This window comes from Halomonas llamarensis, from assembly GCF_023555005.1.
Classification (GTDB): domain Bacteria; phylum Pseudomonadota; class Gammaproteobacteria; order Pseudomonadales; family Halomonadaceae; genus Vreelandella; species Vreelandella llamarensis.
Genome location: NZ_JAMJPJ010000122.1, coordinates 1 through 330 on the forward strand (window position 1 = coordinate 1; position 330 = coordinate 330).

The following is a 330-nucleotide window of genomic DNA, read 5'->3' on the forward strand; positions in this document are numbered from 1 at the left end:
AGGAAAGCGCTTTGAAAATGATGTTGGTCTCGCAACACCATTGCATCTCGCGGCTGGAGGTGATGCCTTTTGAGTAAGCAAACAGGATGATCTTGAGCAGGATGGCCGGATCATAGGCCAGTCGACCAGTCGCGTCGTTGCGATACTTGGGATGGAAAACGGATAAGTCGAGCTTGTGCTCAATCAGGTAGTGTACGGCGTGTTCAAAGGTGCCTGGCTGGAGCTGATCTTGGTAGTTGATCACCACCATGGCGTTCTGATCGTAGTTATAAGCCTTGAAGCGCGGCATGCTGACCACTCCTCGTCTGTTTCCTCAATCCTACCAAAACT

1 protein-coding gene is annotated in these 330 nt (G+C 50.9%); it reads right to left on the reverse strand.

Translation table 11 applies throughout. From position 1 onward, the window contains the following. Positions 1–289, reverse strand: a 289-nt coding sequence (locus tag M8006_RS17870; protein ID WP_250084587.1) for a transposase, incomplete at its 3' end; no start/stop codon positions are given. Positions 290–330 lie beyond the last annotated feature (41 nt).